Source organism: Arthrobacter sp. 10T416, assembly GCF_056394165.1.
This window is the reverse complement of record NZ_JBFTHI010000001.1, coordinates 847,960-854,681: the sequence shown is the minus strand read 5'-3', so window position 1 is coordinate 854,681 and position 6,722 is coordinate 847,960. Positions and strand designations below refer to the sequence as shown.

The 6,722-nt window shown below is 67.3% G+C and carries 5 protein-coding genes; all 5 read left to right on the top strand.

Annotation, left to right across the window (positions count from 1 at the left end; genetic code table 11):
- A partial coding sequence (locus AC1DBE_RS03935; protein ID WP_476969655.1) for a homoserine dehydrogenase occupies window positions 1–978 on the top strand: 978 nt, incomplete at its 5' end.
- The gene (gene thrC / locus AC1DBE_RS03930) at window positions 979–2,085 is read left to right on the top strand and encodes a threonine synthase (RefSeq protein WP_476879388.1); all 1,107 of its coding nucleotides are present in this window, start codon (window positions 979–981) and stop codon (window positions 2,083–2,085) included.
- A gap of 2 nt (window positions 2,086–2,087) precedes the next feature.
- The gene (thrB, locus tag AC1DBE_RS03925; RefSeq protein ID WP_476969654.1) at window positions 2,088–3,074 is read left to right on the top strand and encodes a homoserine kinase; all 987 of its coding nucleotides are present in this window, start codon (window positions 2,088–2,090) and stop codon (window positions 3,072–3,074) included.
- A 308-nt stretch (window positions 3,075–3,382) separates the two neighbouring features.
- Entirely contained in the window at window positions 3,383–5,443 is a 2,061-nt protein-coding gene (rho, locus tag AC1DBE_RS03920; RefSeq protein WP_476969653.1) for a transcription termination factor Rho, read from the top strand.
- Window positions 5,444–5,647: 204 nt separating this feature from the next.
- Window positions 5,648–6,721, top strand: a complete 1,074-nt coding sequence (gene prfA / locus AC1DBE_RS03915) for a peptide chain release factor 1 (RefSeq protein WP_476880370.1) — start codon at window positions 5,648–5,650, stop codon at window positions 6,719–6,721.
- The last annotated feature ends 1 nt before the right edge of the window (window position 6,722 follow it).

The window sequence follows — 6,722 nt, the reverse complement described above, 5'->3', positions numbered from 1 at the left end:
CCGACCCTCTACGAGGAGGCGGACAAGGCAGGCGTTCAGCTCTCCTACGAGGCCGCCGTCGCGGGTGCCATCCCGATCCTGCGCCCCATCCGGGACAGCCTCTCCGGCGACCGGATCACCCGGGTCCTGGGCATCGTCAACGGCACCACCAACTTCATCCTCGACCAGATGGACACCACGGGCGCACAGTTCGCGGACGCCCTCGCCGAGGCCCAGCGGCTGGGCTACGCCGAAGCGGACCCCACGGCCGACGTCGAAGGCCTGGACGCCGCCGCGAAGGCCGCGATCCTCGCGTCCCTGTCCTTCCACACGCGGTTCGCCCTCGAGGACGTCTACTGCGAGGGCATCACCTCGGTCACGGCGGCGGACATCGCCGCCGCCAAGGACGCCGGCTTTGTCATCAAGCTGCTGGCCATCGCCGAAAAGCTCACAGACGACGCCGGCGAGCCGGGCGTCTCGGTGCGGGTGCACCCCACCCTCCTTCCCCGTGAGCACCCGCTCGCCGCAGTGCACGGGGCGTTCAACGCGGTCTTCATCGAAGCCGAAAACGCCGGCGAGCTGATGTTCTACGGCCAGGGCGCCGGCGGCACGCCGACGGCGTCGGCCGTGCTGGGCGACCTGGTGTCTGCAGCCCGCCGGATCGTGCTGGGCGGCCCCGGACGCACCGAAACCACCACCGGACACGTTCCTGCGCTGCCCATCGACGCGGCCGTGACCAGCTACTACATCGGACTCGACGTCGCGGACCAGCCGGGCGTCCTCGCCAGGATTGCGCAGCTGTTCGCAGAACACGGCGTGTCCATCGAAATCATGCGCCAGACCATCCACCGCGACTCGGCCTCCAAGGCTGAGTCGGCGGAACTGCGGATCGTCACGCACCGCGCCAGCGAAGCCGCCCTGTCGGCAACTGTCCAGGCCGTCAAGGGCCTGGACATCATCAATTCCGTCACATCCGTACTGCGGGTAGAAGGGGTCTAAGTGGCTCACCAATGGCGCGGAGTCATCCGCGAATACGCCGAACGCCTGCCGGTCACCGAGGCCACCAAAGTCATCACCCTCGGTGAGGGCGGCACCCCGCTCGTCCACGCGCAGAAGCTCTCCGAACTCACCGGTTCCACGGTCTACCTCAAGGTCGAGGGCATGAACCCCACCGGTTCGTTCAAGGACCGCGGCATGACCATGGCCATGACGGCCGCCGTCGCCTCCGGGGCCAAGGCAGTGGTCTGCGCCTCCACCGGCAACACGTCGGCGTCCGCCGCCGCCTACGCAACCTCCGCCGGACTGCAGTGTGCCGTGCTGGTGCCCGAGGGCAAAATCTCGATGGGCAAGCTGAGCCAGGCCATTGCGCACGGCGCCACGCTCCTGCAGGTGGACGGGAACTTCGATGACTGCCTCGACATCGCCCGCAAGCTGGGGGAGTCGTACCCGGTGTTCCTGGTGAACTCGGTGAATCCGGCCCGGATTGAAGGACAAAAAACCGGTGCCTTCGAAGTGGTCGACGCCCTCGGCGACGCCCCGGACATCCACGTGCTCCCTGTCGGCAACGCCGGCAACATCAGCGCGTACTGGAAGGGCTACAAGGAATACGCGGCGCCCTTCGAATCCGCCACTGCAGGAAACCTGCCCGCCGTCGCAACAAAGACCCCGGTCATGTGGGGCTTCCAGGCCGCCGGCGCAGCCCCGTTCGTTGCGGGGCACCCCATCACGGAGCCGGACACCATCGCCACCGCCATTCGGATCGGCAACCCCGCCTCCTGGGACACCGCCGTCGCCGCGCGCGACGAATCCGGCGGTGTCATCGAGGCCGTCACGGATGAGGAAATCCTCTCCGCGCACCGCTGGCTCTCCGCCCGCGAAGGCGTCTTTGTCGAACCGGGTTCCGCTGCCGGCGTCGCCGGGCTGATCAAGAAGCACGCCGCGGGCCAGGTACCGTCCGGCAAGACCATCGTCATCACCGTCACCGGGCACGGCCTCAAGGATCCGCAGTGGGCCCTGCGCACCGAAGACGGCAGCGATGTGCAGCCGGTCAAGGTGGCCAACGACGTCGTCACGGTCGCGGCCGAACTGGGACTGGAAGAAAAATAGCCTTGGAAACAACCCTCACCGTCCCCGCCGAATCGGCCGCCGACACTCCGGCGGTCCCGGCGGGGCAAGTGGTCACCGTCCGGGTGCCGGCCACCAGCGCCAACCTGGGCCCCGGCTACGACAGCCTGGGCCTGGCGCTTTCCCTGCACGACACCCTGACGGTGGAAACCCTCGCGAGCGGCGAGCTCGAATTTGAACTCAGCGGCGAGGGCGCCGACACGCTGCCCCGCGACGCGAGCCACCTGGTGGCCAGAGCCCTCACCGAGGCGCTGAACGTACTGGGTTTCCGCCACGAGGGGCTGCGGATCACCGCGGACAACGTCAACCCGCACGGGCGCGGCCTGGGGTCCTCGGCGGCAGCCGTGGTGGCAGCCGCCACCGCCGCGAACGCCCTGGTCCCGGCTGAATCCCGCCGCGGCAAGGACTGGATCCTGCAGTTCACGAGCCGGCTCGAAGGGCATCCGGACAACGTCGCACCCGCCATTTTCGGCGGATTGGCGCTGTCATGGCAGGACAGTGACCAGTACAGCAGCACCTGCGCCACAGTGGACGCCGGCATCGTCCCGGTGGTCGCGGTGCCGGACTTCGAGCTCTCCACCGAAGCGGCTCGGGCTCTTTTGCCTGCCTCGGTGGGACACCACGCGGCCGCCATGAACTCGGGCAGGGCCGCCCTGCTGATCCATGCCCTGACGCAGAACCCCGAATTCCTGCTGGCAGGAACCGAGGACTACCTGCACCAGAGCTACCGCGCCCAGGCGATGCGGCCCAGCGCCGCGCTGATCGACGCGCTCCGGCAGCGCGGCCACGCAGCCGTGGTCTCGGGCGCSGGRCCCACCGTGCTGGTSCTGGCSKCSGGSGAARAGGAAGCGGCCGACGTCGTCGASTTCATCGGAGCTTTCACCGCSGACAACACGCCGGACGTCGCTTGGCGTGTGATGAAGCTGGCTGTAGACACTGAGGGTGCTAAAGTGGAAGTGCACCGGCGGTAATCACGCAAGCTTTGTATAGACCGCGATGTTGGCCCAGTTGCCCTCTCTCATCTTTCACTGCGCAAACAATTTCCGGTGCCGCCTGCTTTCGGCCTGACGAAAGAAGCTGCAGAATTCCTCTGTACCCCTGAATCGTCAGCCGGCCGTTCCTTACTTTCGGGGCGTGTCTTGGTGTAGCAGTATCCGGCCCGCCGGCCGATATCCAACCGGCATGGCCGAAATCCCGGCTGCAGATCTGAACTGCAGCCCAGATCAAATCACCGCGTCCAGCTCCTAGCCTGGACGCCGTCGAGGGGGAAGGATCCTTCGTGACCGAAACCACTGAGCTGTCTCCAGCTGTGGACACATCATCTTCTGCTGCCGCTTCGGCAGCACCCGCCAAGAGCAGCGGCCTCGCAGGCCTCAAGCTCGCCCAGCTGCAGGCCCTGGCCAGCCAGCTGGGTATCTCCGGCGGCTCCCGGATGCGCAAGGGCGATCTGGTGACTGCCATTTCCGCCCACCGTGCCGGTACCCCGGTCAGCAAGTCCGCCGACCGCGCCGCTGAGAAGGCGAGCGACAACGGCTCCATTGCCCACGCTGTTGCCCCGGCCGCCGCACCCGTAGCGGCCGAAACCGCTCCGGCCGAGAACCCGCGTGCCCGCACCCGGGGACGCAGCCGCCGCGCAGGCAGCGACGGTGTTGTCACCGCTCCCGCCGCCGAGGCCCCCGCCGCAGCACCTGAGGTCCAGGCCGCCCCGGAGCAGGCTCCGGCCGAGCAGGCCTCCGAAGGCAGCGACCGCACCCGCCAGCCGCGGACCCGTAACCGCCGCCGCGGCGAAGCAGCCGCCCAGGCCGAAGCTCCCGCCGCTGCAGCCACCGAAGCTCCCGCCGAGCAGACGGCCGGCGAACAGCGCCAGGACCGCCAGCCCGAGCAGGGCAACGACGACGGCCAGCGCCGCGAGAACACCCGCGGCCGTGGCGGCCGTGAGGACAACGCCGCCAACCGCGACAACAGCCGCGATAACAACCGCGACAACGACGACAACGACGGCGGCAGCCGCCGCAACCGCCGTAACCGTCGTGACCGCAACGACCGCTCGGGCGGCCAGGACAACCGCGACAACAACTCGCGCAACGACCGTTTCCGGGACCGCAACGAACGCCGCCGCGGCCGTTCCCAGGGCCCGGACGTCGACGACGTCGAGGTCACCGAGGACGATGTCCTGCTGCCCGTCGCCGGCATCCTGGACGTGCTGGAGAACTACGCGTTCATCCGCACCTCCGGTTACCTGCCGGGTTCGAACGACGTCTACGTATCCCTCGCCCAGGTCAAGAAGTACAACCTGCGCAAGGGCGACGCCGTCGTCGGTGCCATCCGCGCCCCGCGTGAAGGCGAAGCCCAGCACAACAACCAGCAGCAGTCGGCCCGGCAGAAGTTCAACGCCCTGGTCCGCGTCACCTCGGTCAACGGCAAGACCCCCGAGGAGCTGAAGGACCGCGTAGAGTTCGCGAAGCTTGTTCCGCTCTACCCCTCCGAGCGCCTGCGCCTCGAGACGGACCCGAAGAAGATCGGCCCCCGCGTCATCGACCTGGTTGCCCCGATCGGCAAGGGCCAGCGTGGCCTGATCGTCTCGCCGCCGAAGGCCGGCAAGACCCTCATCCTGCAGTCCATCGCGAACGCCATCACCACCAACAACCCTGAGGTCCACCTCATGATGGTGCTCGTTGACGAACGTCCCGAAGAAGTCACGGACATGCAGCGCACCGTCAAGGGTGAGGTCATTGCCTCCACCTTCGACCGGCCCGCCGATGACCACACCACCGTGGCCGAACTCTCCATCGAACGCGCCAAGCGGCTCGTGGAAATGGGCATGGACGTGGTGGTCCTGCTGGACTCGATGACCCGCCTGGGCCGCGCCTACAACCTGGCAGCGCCGGCCTCCGGCCGCATCCTGTCCGGCGGTGTCGACTCGGCCGCGTTGTACCCGCCGAAGCGCTTCTTCGGTGCGGCACGCAACATCGAGAACGGCGGCTCGCTGACCATCCTGGCCACCGCCCTGGTTGAGACCGGCTCCAAGATGGACGAGGTCATCTTCGAGGAGTTCAAGGGCACCGGCAACATGGAACTGCGCCTGTCCCGCCAGCTCGCGGACAAGCGCATCTTCCCGGCCGTGGACGTCAACGCGTCCGGCACCCGCCGCGAGGAAAACCTGCTCTCTGCCGAGGAAGTCAAGATCATGTGGAAGCTGCGCCGTGTCCTGTCCGGACTCGAAACGCAGCAGAGCCTTGAGCTGCTGACCAACAAGATCCGGGAGACCCAGAGCAACGTCGAGTTCCTGATGCAGGTGCAGAAGACGACGCTTGGTGCGAAGTCCGATAACGACAAGTAGCTGAGTTGAGGGGTGGGGCCGTCGCATATTTTTGCCGGCCCCGCCCCTTCGCGTTGCGGCTGGCGTACTGCGTACGCCGGCCGCAACGCTCCGACAGGCCCGATGCCACTCCCGGGCCGGCAAAAAATATGCGACGCCGGCCGCCAGGTCACCCGCCGCTTCGTGCGTCATTAGACTTGGTACCAAGTCGAAAGAGGTTTGAAAATGTTTGAGTCCGTACAGGGGCTGTTGGATGAGCATGCTGCTATTCAGGCGCAGCTTGGGGATCCTGCCGTTTATGCTGACCAGAAGTTGGCCCGGAAGCTGGGGCGGCGGTCTGCTCAGCTGAACGGCATTGTGGAGGCTTACCACCGCTGGGAAGGCATCAGCGATGACCTCGCGGCCGCCAAGGAAATGGCCGACGAGGATCCTGAGTTCGCCGCCGAGGTGCCCGAGCTGGAGACTGCGCTGGAGACGGCCGCGGCCAAGCTTCGCCGGCTGCTGATCCCGCGCGACCCGGACGATGCCCGCAATGTGATCCTCGAGGTCAAGGGCGGCGAAGGCGGCGACGAGGCTGCCCTGTTCGCCGCGGACCTCCTGCGCATGTACAGCCGCTACGCCGAATCCCGCGGCTGGAAGACCGAACTGATCTCCGCCACGGAATCGGACCTCGGCGGCTACAAGGACGTCCAGATGGCCGTCAAGGGCAACTCCAACGACCCCGCCGAAGGCGTCTACGCCCGGCTGAAGTTCGAGGGCGGCGTGCACCGGGTGCAGCGTGTTCCCGTGACCGAATCCCAGGGCCGCATCCACACCTCGGCCGCCGGCGTGCTGGTGCTCCCCGAAGTGGACGAGCCCGAGGAACTCGAAATCAACCAGAACGATCTCAAGATCGACGTCTACCGCTCCTCCGGCCCCGGCGGGCAGTCGGTCAACACCACCGACTCCGCGGTGCGCATTACCCACCTTCCCACGGGCATTGTGGTGGCCATGCAGAACGAGAAGTCCCAGCTGCAGAACCGTGAGGCCGGCATGCGCGTGCTGCGTGCCCGCATCCTCGCGCACCAGCAGGAGCAGATCGACGCCGAGAACTCCGCGCAGCGCAAGTCGCAGATCCGCACCATGGACCGCTCGGAGCGCATCCGGACGTACAACTACCCGGAAAACCGGATCGCGGACCACCGCACCGGGTACAAGGCGTACAACCTGGACCAGGTCATGAACGGGGACCTGGAACCAGTCATCCAGTCCGCCATCGAGATGGACGAGCAGGCCCGCCTCGACGCCATCGGCGACTAGT

Bases quoted from the DNA above. Each gene is read 5' to 3' on its own strand.
- prfA (WP_476880370.1), top strand. From the start codon at position 5,648: ATGTTTGAGTCCGTACAGGGGCTGTTGGATGAGCATGCTGCTATTCAG.